21 protein-coding genes are annotated in these 19,768 nt (G+C 65.8%); 13 read left to right on the plus strand and 8 right to left on the minus strand.

Annotation, left to right across the window (positions count from 1 at the left end; translation table 11 throughout):
- Positions 1 to 2: 2 nt before the first annotated feature.
- A complete protein-coding gene (locus tag AB4Z51_RS03990; protein WP_071914679.1) occupies positions 3 to 227 on the plus strand; it encodes a cysteine rich repeat-containing protein in 225 nt (74 codons plus the stop codon).
- A gap of 150 nt (positions 228 to 377) precedes the next feature.
- Here the strand turns inward: AB4Z51_RS03990 and alr are convergent, their stop codons facing one another.
- Both alr and AB4Z51_RS04000 read right to left on the minus strand, forming a co-directional pair.
- The gene (alr, locus tag AB4Z51_RS03995) at positions 378 to 1,655 is read right to left on the minus strand and encodes an alanine racemase (protein WP_441268837.1); all 1,278 of its coding nucleotides are present in this window, start codon (positions 1,653 to 1,655) and stop codon (positions 378 to 380) included.
- A gap of 46 nt (positions 1,656 to 1,701) precedes the next feature.
- On the minus strand, positions 1,702 to 3,210 hold the full coding sequence (locus AB4Z51_RS04000) for a replicative DNA helicase (protein WP_063983703.1): 1,509 nt from the start codon (positions 3,208 to 3,210) through the stop codon (positions 1,702 to 1,704).
- Positions 3,211 to 4,267: 1,057 nt separating this feature from the next.
- On the opposite strand from AB4Z51_RS04000, the gene AB4Z51_RS04005 reads away from it, so the two are divergent.
- The 3 genes from AB4Z51_RS04005 (at position 4,268) to AB4Z51_RS04015 (ending at position 6,413) form a co-directional block, all read left to right on the plus strand.
- Positions 4,268 to 5,230, plus strand: a complete 963-nt coding sequence (locus tag AB4Z51_RS04005; RefSeq protein ID WP_441268197.1) for a hypothetical protein — start codon at positions 4,268 to 4,270, stop codon at positions 5,228 to 5,230.
- Positions 5,231 to 5,338: 108 nt separating this feature from the next.
- Complete coding sequence (locus AB4Z51_RS04010) at positions 5,339 to 5,935, plus strand: TetR/AcrR family transcriptional regulator (RefSeq protein ID WP_441268196.1); 597 nt, start codon at positions 5,339 to 5,341, stop codon at positions 5,933 to 5,935.
- A 10-nt stretch (positions 5,936 to 5,945) separates the two neighbouring features.
- Positions 5,946 to 6,413, plus strand: coding sequence for a PaaI family thioesterase (locus tag AB4Z51_RS04015; protein WP_441268195.1), 468 nt, complete (start codon positions 5,946 to 5,948; stop codon positions 6,411 to 6,413).
- Positions 6,414 to 6,449: 36 nt separating this feature from the next.
- On the opposite strand, the gene rplI is transcribed toward AB4Z51_RS04015, so the two are convergent.
- The 4 genes from rplI to rpsF all read right to left on the minus strand — a co-directional run bounded on the left by rplI (position 6,450) and on the right by rpsF (position 8,958).
- Positions 6,450 to 7,052, minus strand: coding sequence for a 50S ribosomal protein L9 (gene rplI, locus AB4Z51_RS04020; RefSeq protein ID WP_063983702.1), 603 nt, complete (start codon positions 7,050 to 7,052; stop codon positions 6,450 to 6,452).
- 48 nt (positions 7,053 to 7,100) lie between these two features.
- A complete protein-coding gene (locus AB4Z51_RS04025) occupies positions 7,101 to 8,078 on the minus strand; it encodes a hypothetical protein (RefSeq protein WP_063983701.1) in 978 nt (325 codons plus the stop codon).
- 128 nt (positions 8,079 to 8,206) lie between these two features.
- Entirely contained in the window at positions 8,207 to 8,446 is a 240-nt protein-coding gene (gene rpsR, locus AB4Z51_RS04030) for a 30S ribosomal protein S18 (protein WP_007592020.1), read from the minus strand.
- A gap of 5 nt (positions 8,447 to 8,451) precedes the next feature.
- Positions 8,452 to 8,958, minus strand: coding sequence for a 30S ribosomal protein S6 (rpsF, locus tag AB4Z51_RS04035; RefSeq protein ID WP_014495806.1), 507 nt, complete (start codon positions 8,956 to 8,958; stop codon positions 8,452 to 8,454).
- 344 nt (positions 8,959 to 9,302) lie between these two features.
- Here rpsF and AB4Z51_RS04040 point away from each other — a divergent pair, with 344 nt between their 5' ends.
- The 9 genes from AB4Z51_RS04040 (at position 9,303) to gmk (ending at position 17,909) form a co-directional block, all read left to right on the plus strand.
- A complete protein-coding gene (locus AB4Z51_RS04040; protein ID WP_282522315.1) occupies positions 9,303 to 10,007 on the plus strand; it encodes a TetR/AcrR family transcriptional regulator C-terminal domain-containing protein in 705 nt (234 codons plus the stop codon).
- Between the two features lie 3 nt (positions 10,008 to 10,010).
- Complete coding sequence (locus AB4Z51_RS04045) at positions 10,011 to 11,036, plus strand: fatty acid desaturase family protein (RefSeq protein ID WP_441268194.1); 1,026 nt, start codon at positions 10,011 to 10,013, stop codon at positions 11,034 to 11,036.
- A gap of 172 nt (positions 11,037 to 11,208) precedes the next feature.
- Positions 11,209 to 12,168 carry an ACP S-malonyltransferase gene (fabD, locus tag AB4Z51_RS04050; RefSeq protein ID WP_441268193.1) on the plus strand — a complete coding sequence of 320 codons (960 nt, stop codon included), beginning with the start codon at positions 11,209 to 11,211 and terminating at the stop codon, positions 12,166 to 12,168.
- 12 nt (positions 12,169 to 12,180) lie between these two features.
- Positions 12,181 to 12,918 (plus strand): 3-oxoacyl-[acyl-carrier-protein] reductase, encoded by a 738-nt coding sequence (fabG, locus tag AB4Z51_RS04055; protein WP_028147729.1) that lies wholly within the window; start codon positions 12,181 to 12,183, stop codon positions 12,916 to 12,918.
- Between the two features lie 307 nt (positions 12,919 to 13,225).
- Complete coding sequence (locus AB4Z51_RS04060; RefSeq protein ID WP_441497068.1) at positions 13,226 to 13,465, plus strand: acyl carrier protein; 240 nt, start codon at positions 13,226 to 13,228, stop codon at positions 13,463 to 13,465.
- A 108-nt stretch (positions 13,466 to 13,573) separates the two neighbouring features.
- Complete coding sequence (gene fabF, locus AB4Z51_RS04065) at positions 13,574 to 14,839, plus strand: beta-ketoacyl-ACP synthase II (RefSeq protein WP_135215283.1); 1,266 nt, start codon at positions 13,574 to 13,576, stop codon at positions 14,837 to 14,839.
- Between the two features lie 125 nt (positions 14,840 to 14,964).
- Positions 14,965 to 16,242 (plus strand): endolytic transglycosylase MltG, encoded by a 1,278-nt coding sequence (gene mltG / locus AB4Z51_RS04070; protein WP_441268192.1) that lies wholly within the window; start codon positions 14,965 to 14,967, stop codon positions 16,240 to 16,242.
- A 116-nt stretch (positions 16,243 to 16,358) separates the two neighbouring features.
- Entirely contained in the window at positions 16,359 to 17,246 is an 888-nt protein-coding gene (locus tag AB4Z51_RS04075) for a YicC/YloC family endoribonuclease (protein WP_071914661.1), read from the plus strand.
- A 3-nt stretch (positions 17,247 to 17,249) separates the two neighbouring features.
- A complete protein-coding gene (gene gmk, locus AB4Z51_RS04080; RefSeq protein WP_063983694.1) occupies positions 17,250 to 17,909 on the plus strand; it encodes a guanylate kinase in 660 nt (219 codons plus the stop codon).
- Here gmk and AB4Z51_RS04085 read toward each other — a convergent pair.
- Both AB4Z51_RS04085 and AB4Z51_RS04090 read right to left on the minus strand, forming a co-directional pair.
- Positions 17,842 to 19,092: a hypothetical protein gene (locus AB4Z51_RS04085; protein ID WP_441268191.1), complete on the minus strand. Its 1,251-nt coding sequence runs from the start codon at positions 19,090 to 19,092 to the stop codon at positions 17,842 to 17,844. The two genes, gmk and AB4Z51_RS04085, sit on opposite strands and share 68 nt — an antisense overlap.
- 151 nt (positions 19,093 to 19,243) lie before the next feature.
- The gene (locus AB4Z51_RS04090) at positions 19,244 to 19,750 is read right to left on the minus strand and encodes a hypothetical protein (RefSeq protein ID WP_441268190.1); all 507 of its coding nucleotides are present in this window, start codon (positions 19,748 to 19,750) and stop codon (positions 19,244 to 19,246) included.
- Positions 19,751 to 19,768 lie beyond the last annotated feature (18 nt).

Here is a 19,768-nt window from a genome sequence, read left to right on the forward strand (position 1 = left end):
CCATGTTGAAGTCCAGTCTGAGCCTCGCCATCGTCGCATTCGTCGTCGCGTTCTCCGGTGTCTCGTCGGCACAATCGTCCGATCCACGCGGCGCGTGCAAGGCGGACTATGACAAATTCTGCGCCGGCATCGCGCCCGGTGGCGGCAAGATCATCGCCTGCCTCAACGCCAAGCGCGATCAGCTCAGCGCGTCCTGCAAGACGGCGCTCGACAGCCGGAAGAAGTAAGTCTCGTGTCCCGGACGCGGCGCAGCGTGTGACGCTGCTCCGCAGAGCCGGGACCCAGAAAGCGACAGAGTACGGTGCAAGGAGATGGCCCCGGCTCTGCAGCGCATTGCTGAAGGAGCGCTGCGCCGCGCCCGAAGAACGGTCGCGTCCCTAACTCGGCAGCGGCGGCGGGCTCGCGGGCTGCTCGATCGGCGGCGGGGAGGGCGGCTGCTCGGCCGTCGGCGCGGGCTCCGGCTTGACCAGCGGCTCCACCTCATTGCCGCCCTTGTAGACGCGGGCGTAGCGGTGGCCGAGGCTGGTCAGCACCTCGTAGCCGATCGTACCGAAATGATGCGCGAGCTCGTCGACGGTGATGCCTTCGCCGAGCAGCGTCACCATGTGGCCGCGCCGCGCCGCATTCGGGGCCAGGTCGGTGATGTCGATCGCGATCAGGTCCATCGAAACGCGGCCCGCGACCGGGCAGCGCTTGCCGGCGACAACGACCTCGGCGCCGCGGGTGCCGTCATTGGAGCTGGCGGCGCGGAAATAGCCGTCGGCATAGCCGACCGCGATGATCGCGAGTTTTGTCGGCCGCCGCGCGGTCCAGGTGCCGCCATAGCCGACGGTCTCGCCGCGCTCGACATTGCGGGTTTGCACGATGCGCGCCTTGAGGTCGACCACGGGCTGCATCGGGTTGTCGGCCTCAGGCGTCGGGTTGACGCCGTAGAGCGCTGCGCCCGGCCGCACCAGGTCGAACTGGAAGGGCGCGCCGAGGAAGATTCCGGAGGAATTGGCAAGCGCAGCCGGCACGCCGGAAAATTCGCTGGCGATACTGCGGAAGGTTGCCAGCTGTTTTGCATTCACGGGACTGTTGAGCTGCTCGGCCGAGACCAGATGGCTCATCACCAGCGTGATGCCGTGATCGCCGGCGTTGATGCGGGGGATGATGGCCTGCGCGTCCGCAAGCGTCAGCCCGAGCCGGTTCATGCCGGTGTCGATGTGAACAGCGGCGCCTCCGGTCCAGCCGGTGCGGCGGCAGAACACGTCCCATTCGGCAAGCTCGTTGAGATCGCCGATCACCGGCCGGCAATTGATCCTGGCGTAGTGCTCGCCGGTGTTCTGGAAATAGCCGCCGAGCACGTAGATCGCGGCCTCCGGCACGGCTTCGCGCACAGTGCGCGCTTCCTCGATGGTGGCGACGAAGAAGGTCTTGCAACCGGCCTTGCTAAGGGCCCGCGAGACCTGCGCGGCGCCGCAGCCATAGGCATCGGCCTTGATCACGGCCGAGCATTCGGCCGGCACGGCCGTCTTCTCAAGCTTGCGCCAATTGGCGATGATGGCGTCGAGATCGACGGTGAGCACGCCGCCATAGGCTGCGAGCGCGGCAGCCTGATTGGCCTCCGCGGAGAGGAGGCCGGATTGCGGGATCATTTTCGGGTCGGACGCCATTGTCATGGCGCCGTTTTACGCAAGAGGCCGGTCTGGTTCAAGGAACTCAGTAGTCGTTGCCGCTGCGAACCGGCAACTGACTGTCAGGCGCGAGGTCGCCGAACCTGGTGACCGAGGCTTCGAACGCCAAATCGACGGTGCCGGTCGGGCCGTGGCGCTGCTTGCCGATGATGACCTCGGCTTTTCCGTGCGCAAGACTCATGTCAAGCTGCCACTTCTCGTGTTCAGGCGTGCCTGGGCGGGGCTCCTTCATCGCGAGGTAATATTCCTCGCGGTAAACGAACAGGACGACGTCGGCGTCCTGCTCGATTGATCCGGATTCACGCAAGTCGGAGAGCTGCGGCCGTTTGTCGTCGCGGGATTCGACTTGGCGTGAGAGCTGGGACAGCGCGATCACGGGAACGTTGAGCTCCTTGGCCAGCGCCTTCAGGCTGGTCGTGATCTCCGTGATTTCCTGTACTCGGTTGTCACTCCGCTTGCCGGATCCGGAGAGCAACTGGATGTAGTCGATCACGAGGAGATCGAGGCCCTTCTGCCGCTTCAGCCGGCGCGCGCGTGCCATCAGCTGCGCGATCGACAGGCCGCCGGTCGCGTCGACATAGAACGGCAGCGACTGCAGCTCGATCGAGACTTCCCGGATCTTGTCGAAATCGGCTTCCGAGATGCCGCCGCGGCGGATGTGGGAGGAGGGAATGCCGGTGCGCTCGGCGACGATACGCGTGGCGAGCTGGTCGGCCGACATTTCGCAGGAGAAGAAGCCGATCACGCCGCCATTGGCGGCCTTCATGGTGCCGTCAGCCTGGACCTCGCCGACATAGGCCTTGGCGACGTTGTAGGCGACGTTGGTCGCCAGCGAAGTCTTGCCCATGCCCGGGCGTCCGGCCACAATGATGAGGTCGGAGTGCTGGAGGCCGCCCATCTTGGTGTCGAGGTCGCGCATGCCGGTCGAGATGCCGGACAGCTTTCCATCGCGCTGGAACGCTTTGGCCGCGAGATCGACCGCGACCGCCAACGCCTGCGAGAATTTCTGGAAGCCGCCGTCATAACGGCCGGATTCGGCGAGTTCGTACAGGCGGCGCTCGGCGTCCTCGATCTGCGCCCGCGGTGCGAAGTCGACCGGCGCGTCATAGGCGACATTGACCATGTCCTCGCCGATGCCGATCAGGTCGCGTCGCAGCGCCAGATCATAGATGGTGCGGCCGTAGTCCTGGGCGTTGATGATGGTGGTCGCTTCCGCCGCGAGCCGCGCCAGATATTGCCCGATGGTCATGCCGCCGACATCGGTGTCGGCCGGGAGGAACGTCTTCAGCGTGACGGGCGTGGCGATCTTGCCCATCCGGATCAGGCTGCTGGCCGTCTCGTAGATGGTCTGATGCAGCGGCTCGAAATAATGCTTCGGCTCGAGGAAGTCGGAGACGCGGTAGAAGGCGTCGTTGTTGACCAGGATCGCGCCGAGAAGGCTCTGTTCCGCCTCGATATTATGCGGCGCGCTCCGATACGCCGGAGTTCCGGGCTCGGGCGCGAGTTTGAGGACGTTCGAATCAGTCAGGGCCATGGTCGAGCGTTAGCAATTTTCTGGGGCGGATACGGGGCCGGGATAAAGCGCCGCCTCAGGCCAAAGCGGAAGCAAAAGCTGACCGCTATCAACCGCTCAGTTAAAATGGTGGATGATTGGCAGCCGCGGCACGCGCCGCGCTTGACGGTTTTTGCGGAACTCGCCCGTCCCGGAAGCGGCCGTGACCGCCCCACGGAAAACTCCGGGTGACATGAACCTAATGGATTGGCGCGCAGACGTATCAAGAAGCGCGCGAAATGACGCACGCCGGGAGCTTTGGGCTCGGATTCAGACCAGCAGGAGGTAGACCAGCGCAACCAGGGCCGCTCCGACGCCGGTGGCGATCAGGGCGTAATCGGTGCGGAGGTCGTCCTGCACGTCGAATGAGGTTTGGGTCCGCTTGCTCATGGCGACGGTCTAAGCCGGGCCCGACGAGACTTATGTGAAACAGATCACATCTCCCCGGATTCTTTCGGGGTACGACCCGGAACAGGAAGGCGGGCGGGGGGTTGTCTCCCGCCACCAGGGAACGAGGCGAGCGATGCGGCCAGAACGGCAGCAGAATTGGCGAAGCGAGGCGGCCAGCCGGCTTTGGCTGTCGTGCCTCATCGCGGCCATGCAGCACGCCGAGCGGCCCGAAGTGCGGCGCGAGCCGGTCTCGCCCGAGACTCTTGCGGAGCTGAGGGCGCAGCTGGCGTTAACAGCCTCTTTCCGATCGTCCCAGATCTCGACCCTGCGTCATTAGGATTCATTCACCAACCAGCGTCAGGCCCGGGTTCGGCGTTGCCTTCGCGCGCACGATGACGGGTGTCTGCGGCGTCGTGACTTTGCGACGATGTGCCGCTTCCGACAGGCGACGCGTCGTCTCACGAGGCCACCGGCACTCGAACGAGCTGCAGCGCTATTGCGCTGTGATCACAGCCGATATTCCAAAAGCGCTTAATCACATCCTTGCGTATGGAGGCTGCTTCCATTCGCGGCTCAATCCGCTAAAAGGTGACCCGCCGCCGCGCCTTATGCCGGCTGCATTCGCGTAAATTCAATGGAGATGATGGGAATGTCGAGCCGAGCGCTCAGCCTCGCGACGGTATTGCTTCTGATCGGCTTCGGCGCGACCGATACCGTCCTTGCGCAGGCGACGAACCTCGAGGCCGGCAAGGCCCCATCCCAGCTTTTCGCGCAGACCTGCAGTGCCTGCCACAAGAGCCCGCGCGGCCTGTTGAAGACGGTGGCGCCGGGCTCGCTGCCAGGCTTCTTGCGCCAGCACTACACGACCAGCTCCGACATGGCCGGCGTGCTCGCGTCCTATCTCGTCTCCAACGGTGCCACCGACACCCGCTACCAGGCCAAGGACGGCAAGGACAAAAAGGACGGCGCCAAGGAGAAGGAAGCCAATACCGCGCCGGACCATCAGGGGCGCCGCCAGCGCTCCCAGGACGCAGCCAAGCCGGACGGCGAGGCTGCCGCTCCCGCGTCCGAGGGGGCGCGTCAGAAGCGCGCGGCACGGCCACCCGAGGAGGGATCGAAGGAAGGTGCGAGGCCCGAGGGCCAGGCAGCGCCCGAGGGACGCAAAGCTAAGCGTCGCGCCAAGCCCGGGACCGAGGAAGCACCGAAGGTCGACGCCGCCGCGCCGGCCATTGAAGACAAGAAGAGCGAGCCGAAGGCCGAGACCAAGCCCGACACGGCCAAGGTCGAGCCCGGCCGTGACGAGGCGAAGCCCGAGAACAAGCCGGCGGAGAAGCCGGCTGAGGCCAGGCCGGATAGTGCCAAGGTCGAGCCGCGCGGCAGCGATACTCCGGCGCTGCGGCCCGATCCGGTACCGCAGGTCACGCCTGCTGCACCGTCTGCCGCCGCGAAGCCCGCCGAGGCCAAGCCGGCGGAGGAGGCTGCTCCCAAGCCGGCCGCGAGCTCCGAACCGGCAGCCAAGCCGCAGGAGCCTGCACCGCCCGCGACCGCTGCGGCCCCGCCCGCGGCGCCAGCCGACTCGTCCGGTCCGCCCACACCGCCGATTTCGCGCTAAGCGAGCCAGATTTTCCGTCGATTTGCGAAGGCCGCACGCATCGTGGCCTTCGCATCGTCTTGACCACAATTGGAGCGTTACTCTAGAGTAATGCTCTAGGAGGCGTCGATGACGACGAGCGTGCGTGACGACCTGTTGGCGGCCGGGCTTTTCGTGTTCGACCGCGTCGGCTTCGAAGCCGCGACGGTGGCAGCGATCCGCGCCCGGGCACGCGCCTCCAACGGTAGCTTCTTTCATGTCTTCGGATCGAAGAAGGAACTGGCCGGTGCGCTGTTCCTGGAGGTGCTGCGGCACTATCACGCCGCGGTGCTGGCCGCGCTCGATCCGATGCCCAGTGCCGGGCAGGGCATCGATCGGTTGATCCGGGCCCATCTCGACTGGGTGGTGTCGAGCCGGCGCGAGGCCCGCTATCTCTTCGAGATATCGCGCAGCGAATGGAGCGAGGACGTCCGCGACGCTCAGCGCGCRCAGAATGCGCGCCTTGCCGAAGGCATCGAGCGCTGGCGCGCGCCGTTGGTTGCCGGTGGCGAGCTTTTGCCGATGACGCCGGTGATGTTCGTCAGCCAGCTCATCGGCCCTGCCCAGATATTCTGCCGCGCCTTTCTCTCGGGACGTGACCGCGCCGATCCGCGCTGCGAAGCCGACACGCTTGTCGCCTGTGCCAACCGTGCGCTTCGCCCGCCCGATCGCATCCACAAGCAATAGGAGAAGCCGCATGCGAGCCGAAGCAGATCCCGAATTCGGTCCGATCGCCGAGCGCATCCACGCCAATGTCGGCCGGCAGGGGTTTATGAACCTGGTGGGMGCCGAGCTCTCGGAATTGTCGCGCGGCACCTGTACGATTGCGGTCGCGCGCCGGCCCGAGCTGCTCCAGCAGCACGGCTTCTTCCATGGCGGCGTCACCGCCTTCCTGGTCGACAACGCCACAACGATCGCAGCGGCGACCTCGCGCGGCCAGCCGGCGTTGACGGCGGAATACAAGCTCAATCTGTTGTCGCCGGCAATCGGCGAGAAACTGATCTGCCGGGCCAGGGTGATCAAGCCGGGCCGCCAGGTTTCGGTGGTCGCGGCCGACGTGTTTTGCGTCAACGACGGTGTCGAGAAGCATACGGCAACTGCGCTCGCCTCGATCGCGATGCTGAGCGAGGACGTCGCCGCGAAAACAAAAAGCCCGGCCGCCTGAGGCGGCCGGGCGTCGCAACCTGCGCGAACGCGGGTCTTACTTCTCGGTCTCGTCCGCAGCCGGCGCCGGCTCGTCGTCCTGCTGGGCTTCCGGATCGAAGAACTCGCCGGCGGCGGCGATCGCTTCGGCGGCCGCATCGCGGTCCTCGTTGCGGGTCGAGATGTCCTCGCCGCGGTTGATGCGCTCGGCCTCGTCCTGGCTGCGCGCAACCGTGACGGAAACCTCGACCTCGACCTCGGGGTGAACGGCGACGGTGATGGTGTGCTTGCCGATGGTCTTGATCGGCGCGTCGAGCTGCACTTGCGGGCGCTCAAGCGAGACACCGTCGGCTTCGAACGCAATGACGACGTCGCGCACCGTGACCGAGCCGAACAGCTGGCCGGCTTCGGAAGCCTGACGGATCACGATGATGTTCTTGCCTTGGATCTTCTCGGCGACCTTGGACGCCTCGCCCTTGGACTGGAGGTTGCGAGCCTCGAGATCGGCCTTCATGCCGTCGTACTTGGCGCGGTTGTCGGCGGTGGCGCGCAGCGCCTTGCCGCGCTTGAGCAGGAAATTGCGGGCATAGCCGTCGCGAACCTTCACGACTTCGCCCATCTGGCCGAGCTTGCTCACGCGTTCCAGCAAAATGACTTCCATATTCGTTCTCCTTTGAAGTGTTGAGTGAGTTGGGTTTTGGGGTTGAACTTAAGAGGTTGGCAGCGGCGGTGGCTGGCGGCTGCGCAGGAAGCGCTCGCGGAAGCCGAACACGGCATCCGCAAGGCCGAGGATCACCATCGCGATGACGGGCCAGCCGAACACCACGACGACGGCATAGGTCGAACCGAGCCAGAAGGTGCGGCTCTTCAGCGCCAGCGTCAGCGTATGCAGCACGGCAAATCCGGTCAGCGCATAGCCCATCATCAGCGCCGCCGTCGTGATCTGCGCGACCATCGCGAGCAACCCGCCGGTGAAGCAGAACGCGAGCGCGATGCAGAGCGCCACCAGCGTCATCGGCGGCAGCTCGGCCGTCATCATGTCCGGCCACGGACGCAGCAGGCGGCCCGATGTCGCCGTTATCTTGCCGCTGAGCCAGAGATTGAGGGTGAGCGTCATCATCGCGACGATGGTGGCGGCGGCCGGAGCGATGAGCACCAGCGCGTCGACGAACTGACCGGCTTCGCCTGACGTCTGCGGGTCGGCGGTGCGGAGCAGGCGCATCAAGCCGCGCCGCAGCGTGCCGGTGATGGTCTCGGCGTCGGTGCCGAGGGTGAGCAGGGCGGCGATCGTGGTCAGCGCGGCGAAGCCCGCGATCCACAGCAGGATGCGGCCGACCGGATACCATTCGAGCTCGGGCTCGGCCGGCGGCTCGGTGGTGGCTTCCGGCGCGACGGGTCCAACCCGCCGGCTGAGCAGGACGAGATGGCCGAGCCACCACGCGGGCAGCGCGACGGTCACGGCAAAGGCGATGCAGTAGGGCAGGCCGAACAGGGCCCCGAGGCCGATCGCAGCTGCGATGCCGCCGAGGCTCGCGCAAAGCGGGCCCCAGCCGATCGAGGCGACCATCAGCGGTAGCGGCGCGAGATAGAACAGGACGAGCGAGATCAGCGCGCCCGATACGATCGAGGCGAACATCAGGGCCGACGCAGCGCCGGCGATCAGAGCTATCAGTCCAAGAGTCATCATCAGCTGTCCCGCTCCCTTCGAGCGGTTAGAGGCATCTTGCCCCAACCATCGGCGACCGGACGACCCGGAAGCCTTATGAAACCAAAAAAGCGCGGCCGGCGGCGATGTCGCCGCCGGCCGAATTCGTCTTAGCGAATGACGTAGGGCAGCAGGCCCAGGAAGCGCGCGCGCTTGATGGCGCGGGCGAGCTCACGCTGCTTCTTGGCCGACACCGCGGTGATGCGGCTCGGCACGATCTTGCCGCGCTCGGAGACGTAGCGCATCAAGAGCTTGGAGTCCTTGTAGTCGATCTTCGGAGCATTTGCGCCCGTGAACGGGCAGCTCTTGCGACGACGGAAAAACGGACGGCGTGCACCAGCTTCAGCCATTGATCTTACTCCGCATCCGGCGTTGTCGTTTCAGCTTCGTCGCGCGGACGGCGCGGACCGCGGTCACCGCGGAAGCCACCACCGTCGCGATCGCCGCCACGGAAACCACCCTCGCGGTCGCCACGGAATCCACCGCCTTCACGATCGCCGCGGAAGCCGCCGCCACGGTCGTCACGCTCGCGGTCACGGTCAGCCTTGCGCATCATCGCCGACGGACCTTCCTCGAGCTCCTCGACGCGAACGCTGAGATAGCGGATCACGTCTTCGCTGATGCGCTCCTGGCGCTCGATCTCGGCAATCGCCGCGGACGGCGCGTCGATGTTGAGCAGCACGAAGTGCGCCTTGCGGTTCTTGTTCATGCGGTAGGTGAGGGAGCGAACGCCCCAATTCTCGGTCTTGGTGACCTTGCCGCCGAGACCCTCGACGATGCCGGTCATCTGCGCAGTCAGCTCTTCGACCTGCTGCGTGCTCGCGTCTTGGCGCGCGAGAAAAACATGCTCATAGAGAGCCATAATGGTCCTTTCCTCATGTTGGCGCATCGCCCGGCGTCAAGCCCTTAAGAGGCCTTCGGAAAGGACTCTGGGATTAAGCTCAGAAGGCGGAAACACGGGACGACGGGCCGACTGGCCCTGCCACACCAAAATCACGAATGATTTGCTGAGACCGTCCGTTCAGCTCCCGGCCGGGGTCTGCGGATGGCGCGCTTATACGGATTTTGGCCGGCTTTGCAAGGTTGGAGGCCGTGCTTTCGGCCCGGATGGTTCCGGTGCGGGCAGCGGGACCGGTCCTCCCGGGCCATACCAGCTTGATTTGTTTGTTTGTATAGCATACAAATAAATCAACGCAGAGGACCCCGATGGCGGAAAAGTCGGTCCATGAGCCGTTCGAGGCGGCTGGCGACCCCAAGCATGCGGCACGGGCCACACGTTCGGCCGGCCGCAAGATGCGGTCGCTGCTGTTGGATGCGGCGAGCCCGCTGTTCAGGGAGCGGGGGCTGTCCGGCACGGCCATCACCGACATCGCCGCCGCCGCGGACGCGTTCCCGAGCCAGATCACCTATTACTTCCGCACCAAGGAGGCGCTGTTCGTCGAATGCGCCTGCCGCGAGCTGCTGTATCTGGCGCGGGCGACGGAGCAGGCGGCGCTGAAAGCGCGCACGCCGCGGGACTACACCCGTGCGCTGGCCGAGACCGTGACGGCGAGCGATTCGGTCGCCTTCTTCGCCGAGGCGCTGACGCTGACCCGGCGGCGCCAGGATCTTGCGCCGCTGGTCGAGCGCACCATCGAGCGCCTGCACGGTGAAGGCGCACGCGCCTATGCGAGCCAGGTCGCGCGGCACGGCTGGCGCTCCCTGCGTGCGCCCGACGAAAGCTCGCGGCGGTTCTGGGCCGTCGCCATCGGCGTCATTCTCGAGGGGTACGCGATGGGCCGGTCGCCGGATGAATTGTGCGCCGAGATGCTGCGTGTGCTCGGCGAGCAGGCGAAATCAGCCAGCGACACGGCGCGGCTCCGTCTGGTCGACGAGCGCGACGCATCTGGCAGTTCAAATGAGGAGGGTTAGGCCATGACCGCACTTCGCATGCGTGCCCGCGATTTGCTGACCGACGACCAGCTCGCCGACGTGCGCCAGCGCGTGACCTGGAAAGGCGTCGCGCTGATCGCCCACGCCTGGGCACTCATTGTCGCAGCGATCGCGTTGGTCGCGTGGTGGCCCAACCCGATCACCTACATTCTCGCCGTAGCCATCATCGGTTCGCGCCAGCTCGGGCTCGCGATCCTGATGCATGACGGCGCGCATGGCTGCCTGTCCGCTGACGAGAAGACCAATCTGGCCCTGAGCCAATGGTTCTGTGCCTATCCTCTCTTCGCGGAGACGCGCAGCTATCGGCGCTACCACCTTCAGCATCACGCGCGCACCCAGCAGGAGGACGACCCCGATCTCGTGCTGTCGGCGCCGTTTCCGATCACCAGGCTGAGCTATCGTCGCAAATTCATTCGCGACATCACCGGGCAGACCGGCTACCAGCAGCGCAAGGCGCAACTGCTCAATGCGCTCGGGCCGAAGGACTGGACGTTGCGGCAGCGCGCGGCGCATTTCTGGGAGAAACTCGGCCCGCAATGTCTCGCCAACGCCGCGATGTTCGCAGCGCTCGCGGCAGCCGGCGTATGGTGGGCCTATCCGCTGCTATGGCTGGTGCCGCTATTGACCTGGATGATGGTCATCACCCGTATCCGCAACATCGCCGAACACGCCGTCGTGCCCGACAGCAGCGATCCCTTGCGCAACACCCGCACCACGCATGCGAATTTCCTCGAGCGGCTGTTCATCGCGCCGTACTACGTGAACTATCACCTCGAGCATCATCTCTTGTTCTACGTGCCCTGCTACAATCTGCCGAAGGTGCATCGGCTGCTGAGTGCGAGCCGGCACGCAGATCGCATGGAGGTGCAGCCGGGCTACGCCGCGGTGCTGCGGCTGGCGACCGCGAAGCCGGACCGGGATGACCGGCCGGGGCAACTCGTGAACAGCGCGCGCCGCGCGCAGGCAGGGGCGGCGGTCGACGCCAATCAGACCAATGGTGGATTTTAGGGCCAGCATTCCCCGTTGAATCCCGGGCGAAGTTCCTATCTTGGCTTGACATTCCGGCCCCGGACAGTGTCTACGGCCCCCTTTGGAGCATGATCCGGAACCATGGCCTAAGGCCGTGCGTCATCGGCTGCCGGTTCTCGCAGGGATCACGCCCGACAAGCAGGGAGCGCCGATGACGGCAGCATTCACATTTCCAGGGCAGGGGTCCCAGGCGGTTGGCATGGGCAAGGCCCTGGCCGACGCCTTTCCGGTGGCGCGCGCCGTGTTCGACGAGATCGATGCCGCGCTTGGGGAGAAGCTGACGGCGATCATCTGGGATGGTCCTGCAGAAACGCTCCAGCTTACAGAGAACGCCCAGCCGGCGCTGATGGCGGTATCTGTCGCCACCCTGCGCGTGCTGGAGGCCGAAGCCGGGTTTTCCGTGGGACGGGACGCGGCCTTCGTCGCCGGCCACTCGCTCGGTGAATATTCGGCGCTGGCTGCGGCCGGCAGCCTGACGATCTCGGATACCGCGCGGTTGCTTCGCACCCGCGGTCTCGCAATGCAAAAAGCCGTGCCGGTCGGCGCCGGCGCGATGGCCGCTCTCCTTGGTCTCGACTACGAGGCCGCCATGGAGGTCGCAGGCGAGGCGGCACAGGGCCAGGTCTGCCAGGCCGCCAACGACAATGGTGGCGGGCAGGTTGTCGTCTCCGGCGACAAGGCTGCGGTCGATCGCGCCGTCGAGATTGCCAAGACCAAGGGTGCCAAGCGCGCAATGCTGCTGCCGGTGTCCGCACCGTTCCATTGCAAGTTGATGCAGCCCGCCGCCGACGCCATGGCGGAGGCGCTGGCGAAGGTCACGATCAAGGCGCCGGCGGCGCCGCTGGTGTCGAACGTGCTGGCGAGCGCCATCACCGATCCCGACGAGATCCGTCGCCGCCTGGTCGAGCAAGTCACCGGCACAGTGCGCTGGCGCGAGTCGGTTGCCTATATGGCAGGGCAGGGCGTCAACCGCTTCTTCGAGATCGGCGCTGGCAAGGTGCTGTCTGGTCTCGTCAAGCGCATTGCGGACGGCGCTGTCGGCGTGTCGGTCGGTGGTCCCAACGACATTGCCGCCGCCAAGGATGCATTGGCCGCTGCGAAGCAGGCCTAGAGGAGTTTTTCAATGTTCGACCTGACTGGCAAAAAGGCGCTCGTCACCGGCGCGACCGGCGGCATCGGCGGTGCGATCGCGCAGGCGCTGCACGCGCAGGGTGCTACCGTTGCGATTTCCGGAACGCGCAAGGAAGTGCTGGATGAGCTTGCCGGCAAGCTCGGCGAGCGTACCCATGTGCTGCCCTGCAATCTCTCCAAGGCCGACGAGGTCGAGGCGCTGGTGCCCGCTGCGGAAGCCGCGATGGGACAGGTCGACATTCTCGTCGCCAACGCCGGCATCACCCGCGACAATCTCTTCGTCCAGCTCCGTGACGAGGACTGGGAGGAGGTCATCAACATCAATCTGACCTCGACCTTCCGCCTGGCGCGCGCCGCGACCAAGCTGATGATGCGCAAGCGCTTCGGCCGTATCATTGCCATCACGTCGATCGTCGGCGTCACCGGCAATCCCGGGCAGGGCAACTACACGGCATCGAAGGCCGGCCTGATCGGCATGATCAAGACGCTCGGTGCCGAATACGCCAAGCGCGGCGTGACCGCGAACTGCATCGCGCCGGGCTTCATCAAGACGCCGATGACCGATGCGCTCAACGACAAGCAGCGCGAGACGATTCTGGCCAAGGTTCCGGCTGCCCGCCTGGGGACGCCGGAGGACATCGCAGCCGCCGCCGTCTACCTGAGTTCGAACGAAGCGGCCTACGTCACGGGACAAACCATCCACGTCAACGGCGGCATGGCCATGATCTGACGTCTCCTTCCGCACTGCCCACATGGGCGGTGCGGGATGCGGCAAACGGCCGTTTCCGGTGCGAAATGAGGCTTGTAGTCAAGGCAGTTGAAGTATGATAACCGGACGCTCAACGGATGGGCAAAGAACGCCATTGCAGGTTTTTGAAACCCTGTATATTGGCGATGCGGAGCCTTGGCCGTCTCGCCGGGCCTGCATCGGTTAAGATGGGGCCAATCAAAGTTCGTAAGCGAAGGCAGTCAACGACCACGACGGCTCGTATCGTCCCGGGGGGTCGGGTCTACAGGGAACAACACGAGGTTATGCAATGAGTGACATTGGCGAGCGGGTTAAGAAGATCGTGGTCGAACACCTTGGTGTTGAACCCGAGAAGGTTGTCGACGCTGCGAGCTTCATCGACGACCTCGGCGCCGACAGTCTGGACACCGTCGAGCTGGTGATGGCGTTCGAAGAAGAATTCGGTTGCGAGATTCCGGACRACGCCGCGGAGACGATTCTCACCGTCGGCGACGCCACGAAGTTTCTCGAGAAGAACGCGAAGAGCTAAGGCTCTTCATTTTCGCGGGGACAACATTGAAACCGGACGGGCCGCTGACCAGCGGTCAGCCGGTTTCTTGTTATTGGCCGTGAATCTTTCGATGCGGAGTTTTCGAATATGAGGCGGGTTGTCGTCACTGGTCTCGGCATGGTGTCGCCGCTCGGCTGCGGCGTCGAACCGACCTGGAAACGCATCCTCAACGGCGAAAGCGGCGCACGCAGGATCGAGAGCTTCGATGTCTCCGATCTTCAGACCAAATACGCCTGCACCGTCGTGCGCGGCGACGGCACGAACGATACTTTCAATCCCGATACCTGGATGGAGCCGAAGGACCAGCGCAAGGTCGACGACTTCATCATCTTCGGCATGGCCGCAGCCGGCCAGGCGCTCGATGATGCCAACTGGCATCCCGAGACCGAAGAGGACAAGTGTGCGACCGGCACCATGATCGGTTCCGGCATCGGCGGCCTCACCGGCATTGCCGAAACCGCGATCCTCCTGAAGGAGCGCGGACCGCGCCGGGTGTCGCCGTTCTTCATTCCGGGCCGCCTMATCAATCTTGCCTCCGGCTACGTCTCGATCGCGCACGGCCTGAAGGGGCCCAACCATTCGGTGGTCACGGCCTGTTCGACCGGTGCACATGCGGTCGGCGACGCCGCCCGTCTGATTGCGCTGGGCGATGCCGACGTCATGGTTGCCGGCGGCGCCGAGTCGCCGATCAGCCGGATCGGCATTGCCGGCTTCAATGCCGCGCGCGCGCTCTCGACCGGCTTCAACGAAACGCCCGAGAAGGCATCGCGCCCCTACGACAAGGACCGCGACGGCTTCGTGATGGGCGAGGGCGCCGGCGTCCTCGTCCTGGAAGAACTCGAGCACGCTCAGCGTCGCAGCGCCAAGATCTACGCCGAGGTGATCGGCTACGGTCTTTCGGGCGATGCCTATCACATCACCTCGCCGTCGCCCGATGGCGATGGCGGCTTCCGCAGCATGGCGGCAGCGCTCAAGCGCGCCGGCCTCACGGCATCCGATCTCGACTACATCAACGCCCACGGCACCTCGACACCGCTCGGCGACGAGATCGAGCTCGGTGCGGTCGAGCGGCTGCTCGGCAACGCCGCTTCCAAGGTCGCGATGTCCTCGACCAAATCCTCGACCGGCCATCTCCTTGGTGCCGCCGGCGCGATCGAGGCGATCTTCGCCATTCTCGCGATTCGCGATAATGTCGTGCCGCCGACCATCAATCTGGACAATCCGTCGGTGGAGACTGCGATCGATCTCGTGCCGCACATTGCGAAGCAGCGCGAGGTCAACGTCGCGTTGTCGAATTCTTTTGGTTTTGGCGGTACCAACGCGTCGGTGATCTTCCGCCGTCTGGTTCATTAGTTTGCGTTTGAAACGAATCCACCGTTTTGCCGTATTCAGCGATAGTCATACCCCGTGGGCGCGTGCATTGGCTCGACAAGCGATTGTCTGGCCGCGATTGAACCGGCAGGATTCAGGTTGCTTCGATGAGTGAAAGGCCGCCCATTTCGCCCCGGAGTCCGCGGGCAGCGCTGGAGCCCGAGCAGGTTCCGCCGCCGCCGAGGCGATCGGACCGGGCGCGCAATCCCTTCGTGATCGTCGGCAACGCCATCATCACCCTTCTGCTGATCGCCATGCTCGGCGCCGGCGGCGTCTACTATTACGGCCGGCAATTGCTCGAGGCGCCGGGGCCGCTGAAGGAAGACAAGATCGTCAACATCCCGCAGCGGGCCGGCAAGCGCGACATCGCTGAGACGCTGAACCGGGAAGGCGTGGCCGACGTCAATCCGTGGGTGTTCATCGCCAGCGTCGCCGCGCTGAAGGCGAGCTCGGACCTGAAGCCGGGTGAGTATTCGTTCCAGAAGAACGCCTCCTTGCGCGACGTCATCGCCACCATCGTCGAGGGCAAGGTGGTGCAGCATTCCGTCACGATCCCGGAAGGCCTGACCTCCGAGCAGATCGTGGCGCGGCTGTCCGACAACGACATCTTCACCGGCAGCGTCCGCGAATTGCCGCGTGAAGGCACGCTGCTGCCCGAGACCTACAAGTTCCCGCGCGGGACCCCGCGCGATCAGGTGATCCAGCGCATGCAACAGGCGCACAAGCGCGTGCTGGCCGAGATCTGGGAGCGCCGCAGCCAGGACATTCCGGTGAAATCGCCGGAGCAACTGGTGACGCTGGCCTCGATCGTCGAGAAGGAGACCGGCAAGCCGGACGAGCGAAGCCGTGTCGCTGCCGTATTCGCCAACCGGCTCAAGCAGAAAATCAAGCTGCAGTCCGATCCGACCATCATCTACGGCCTTGTCGGCGGCAAGGGTACGCTCGGCCGTCCGATCAAGCGCAGCGAGATCACGCAGCCTTCGCCCTACAACACCTATGTGATCGAGGGACTGCCGCCCGGGCCGATCTCCAACCCCGGCCGCGCCTCGCTGGAAGCCACCGCCAACCCGGCCCGCACCCGCGACCTCTATTTCGTCGCCGACGGCACCGGCGGGCATGCCTTCACCGAAACCTACGACGCGCACCAGAAGAACGTCGCCAAGCTGCGCGCGATGGAGAAGCAGATCCAGAACGACACGGTCGAGCCGGTCGAGGATGCGCAGCCGCCGGCAGCCGCCGCGCCCGGCGCTGCCGCGGATCCGCCGACCGCGACCACGCCGGCGCGGCCCAATCAGCAGAAAAAGCCGCCAGCCGCTCGCCCCGCTGGTCCCGCGCCCGCCCGCCAGGGCGCGGTGCAGCCGTCGCCGCCGGTGGTCCAGCGCTAGGTTCGCGCAGACCTGCCTGCGGGACTTTGCGGATTCCACTTTCCTGCAAAATAGTCTTAAGATTCGCGTGGCCTGATGGGCCTCGCGAATCCTGTGTTTCCGGAGAAATTGACCTGATGGCGCTGTCGTCCATGACCGGCTTTGCCCGAAGCCACGGCGCTAGCGGGCCGTATACGTTCGAATGGGAATTGAAGTCGGTCAACGCCAAGGGCTTTGACCTCAGGGTGCGGTTGCCGCAGGGGTTCGACGAGCTCGAGGCCCACGCCAAGAAGCGCGCCGGCGAGCTTTTGTCGCGCGGCACCGTCTACGCCAATCTCAACGTCAAGCGTGCCAACGCCGCAGCCTCCGTCCGCGTCAACGAGGACGTGCTCAACGCCGTCCTGAAGGCGGCCGCGATGATCGCCGGCAAGGTCGACGCGGTTGCGCCGAGCGTCGACGGCCTGCTCGCCATCAAGGGCGTCGTCGAGGTCGCCGAGCCCGAGGGTGACGAGGAGGAGGACAAGGCCGCGCGTGCCGCGGCCGCGGAGGCCTTCGACAAGGCGCTCGCCGATCTTGTCGAGATGCGCAAGCGCGAGGGCACGTCGCTCGGGCAGATCCTGACCCAGCGGGTCGACGAGGTCGAGGCGCTGGCGAGGAAGGCGGAAGCTGCGCCTGGCCGCAAGCCCGAGGCGATCAAGGCGAGGCTCGCCGAGCAGATCGCGACCCTGCTCGACACCTCCGACCGTTTCGATTCCGACCGCCTGATGCAGGAGGCGATCCTGATCGCCACCAGGGCCGACATCCGCGAGGAGCTCGACCGCATCGCCTCCCACATCGCGCAGGCGCGCGAGCTGATCGGCAAGGGCGGCCCGATCGGCCGCAAGCTCGACTTCCTGGCGCAGGAGTTTCATCGCGAGGTCAACACCTGCTGCTCGAAGTCGAACGACATCGAGCTGACCAATACGGGCCTGGCCATGAAGAACGTGGTCGAGCAATTCCGCGAACAGGTCCAGAATCTGGAGTGATCGATGACGACGGGCGGTCACGGAACTGACGGTGTCGAGCGGCGTGGTTTGATGTTCGTGCTGTCCTCGCCGTCGGGCGCGGGCAAGACGACGCTGTCGCGTCTACTGATCGACCGCATGCCCGGCCTGCGGATGTCGGTCTCCGCGACCACGCGGGCGATGCGGCCGGGCGAGGTCGACGGCCGCGACTACCTGTTCGTCGACAAGGCCAGGTTCGGCGCGATGGTGAAGGGCGACGAGCTGCTGGAATGGGCGACGGTGTTCGACAACAGCTACGGCACGCCGCGTGCGCCGGTCGAGGCGGCGCTGTCGGCCGGGCAGGACGTGCTGTTCGACATCGACTGGCAGGGCACGCAGCAGCTCCGCGAGAAGGCGCGCGCGGACGTCGTCAGCGTCTTCATCTTGCCGCCCTCGGCCGCCGATCTCGAGAAGCGGCTGCATTCGCGCGCGCAGGATTCCGACGAGGTGATCCGCAAGCGCATGAGCCGCGCCAGCCACGAGATGAGCCACTGGGCCGAGTACGACTACATCGTCATCAACCACGCGGTCGACGAGGCGTTTGCCGAAGTGCAGTCGATCCTGAAGGCCGAGCGCCTCAAGCGCGAGCGGCGGACTGGCCTCGTTGGTTTCGTACGAGGTTTGCAAGGCCAGCTTCAAGGTTAGGCTTCGCGAGGCGCGGTCCTTCCTGCGCCAGCCGTTCCAGCATCGCCGTGATCACGTCGACGTCGACGGCATCCTCGATCTGCACATCGTCATCGCGATCGGCCGACCCCTTGTCATTGATGTCGTTGGCCGCGAGCCGGGGGGCCGATGCCTCGATCTCGAACTCTCCGTTGAACATGTTGGCCTCGTCGAGCTCTGCGACCTCGTTGCGGGCTTGGGGCGCCCGCTGATCGACGGCATCGATCGCGTGATCGATCGCCTCGAGCTGCGCGGCTTCGCGCTGAGTGGCTTCGCGTTGGGGGGCTTGGCGACGCGCGGCCGCCTGGGGACGGGCGGCATCGAAATCCACCGGGCGCGGCTGCTGCGCGCGCGGCGCGGCAGTCGGCATCGCCTCCTCGAGCCAGGGTGCGCGGCCGTCGTCGTGCGGCTCCCGATTGTCCCAATTGACGCGACGATCCTGGACGCGGACGCGTCGTCCGCCTGCGAAGCGATAGATGATGCTGGCGAGGAGGCCGGCGAGCGCCAGCGCGCCACCGATCACGAGCAGCAGCGTCTGGAGCGAGCCGGTCGCTTTATCGGTGGTGGCATCTGCTGCGGCAAGCGCGACCGGGGCAGGGGATTTTGACGGCTTCGCGCTCGGCGGTGCCGGCGAGGCGACAGGAGCGGGCGCAGCCTGCGGTGCGGGCGACGGAGCCGCGGCGGAGGCATCGGGCCAGCGCGTGGCGACCGGGGGCTGCTGCGCGTTGCTGTCGGCGGAGGGAGTGGCAGCTTGTTGCATCGGCGCCGGTTTCGCTGGTGCGGGCGCATTCGGCGTCGTCGGCGCGGTATTGCCCTGCGGCGTCAGATATTCGGCGCGTGCGTCCTGCACTGGGTGCTGCTGCTGCGGCGCTGCTGAATCTGCCGTCGGTGCATCGGGCGCAGCCTGCGCGGTCTGCACGGCCTTGGCGCTGTCCTTGCTGCCTTCGGCGCGCAGATACCAGCATTGCCGCTTGCTCCCGCGCTCCAGGCGATAGTACCAATGCTGCCCCTGCGGCGCGACGCCCTTTGGCGAGGCGAGGCAGTCGCTGGCGGCATTTGCCGAGCTCGTTGCCTCCGGCGCATTCTGCGACACGGCGGCCAGTGGTGCGCCGGCGATGATGCTGCCGACAAGCGCAGATATGAACTTCGCGGTGCGGTTGCCCATCCTGGTCTCCCGATTACGCATAACGCAACTCTTTACCTTCCCTTTGTCATCAAAGACTTGGGTGGCAATGAGCCGCAAATCCGGAGAGGATGTGGCTTGAATCGGGCCTGCGCGGCGTTCGTTCCGCTGCGAATTCAGGCGTTTCCGAGGGCTATTGCTTCGCCGAACTCCAGGTTCCGCCGCAGCCGTCGGAGCGGCGCCACGTTCCGGAACCACTGCGGCCCGAGAGCCGGCCTGTGCTGGTGAAGGTCACGCCCTGGCCCTGGCCGAACGTGCTGACCGAGCCGCCCGTGCTGACGGTTCCGCGAACGCCTTCGCCGATGATCTTGCCCGAGCTCACGACGACAGCGCCGCTCGTGCTGCCGCCGCAACCAACGCTGACGACCGCCCAGGCACCGTCGAAACCACCGCCGCCACCTCCACCTCCGCTTCGCCGAGGCGACGAGCGTTCCTCGGTCGCCGGCTTGCTCCGGCGTGAGGGCGCGGCCGGTTCGGCCGAGCGGCCTGAAGAAGTATCCTGGCGCGAGCCGGACAGCGACTTTTCGTCGTTGCCGATCGAGCCGCCGGCGCTGCCGGACTGCGCGAAGGCGGACGACGAGGCGAGGGCGAGGTTGAGGAGGGACGCAAGGGCGATCGTACGGACGACGGCATTGGGCATGAGGAAACAATCCGAAAT

Origin of the sequence: Bradyrhizobium sp. 2TAF36, from assembly GCF_052114925.1 — a bacterium.
Lineage (GTDB): Bacteria > Pseudomonadota > Alphaproteobacteria > Rhizobiales > Xanthobacteraceae > Bradyrhizobium > Bradyrhizobium barranii.